Here is a 564-nt window from a genome sequence, read left to right on the forward strand (position 1 = left end):
TTGTCATGCGCGAGTATAGACTGGGTCGGTTTTGTCTTTTGTGCCGCGGACGTTCAAGGCCGCGAACATTCCCTCGTCCCAGACCGCCTGCGAGGGATGGTGTCGGTTCCAGTCCATTACGACCACCCGATGTGCGATTTTCCAGGCACCGTCGCGTTTCTCGAAGCGATCAATGTAGCGCCCGCCCACCGTGGTGTCATAAAACTGTCCGTCGTCTTCTTTGTTGTAGATATACGCTATAAAATAGGATTCTACGTGCGCCTTTTCCCCCTCGATTTCGGCAAGTACGTTGCAAATACTGTGCATCGAATGGGCGTAGCGACGCTGCCTTGGAATCACAAATTCGCAGAACTCCATTGCACTGCCGTTGAACAAGCCGTGCTCGTCGATTGCGTCAGGGTGATAGACTGAACGCAAGAGGTCAATGTCGCATCGATCAACGCCACGGCAGTAGCGCATCAAAACGTCATGAATCTCCTGTTTGTCGATCGCCGCCTGCAACTTCGTCTGGTCCACAATCGCCATCCTCGTATCCCCTGTGCGCATTCGTACCGCGGCAATTCC

The 564-nt window shown here is 53.9% G+C and carries 1 protein-coding gene; it reads right to left on the bottom strand.

What is annotated here, in order from left to right; genetic code table 11:
• Positions 1 to 3: 3 nt before the first annotated feature.
• Positions 4 to 564, bottom strand: a 561-nt coding sequence (locus L3X40_RS22120; RefSeq protein ID WP_237367472.1) for a nuclear transport factor 2 family protein, incomplete at its 5' end; no start/stop codon positions are given.

Source organism: Rhizorhapis sp. SPR117 (assembly GCF_021742065.1).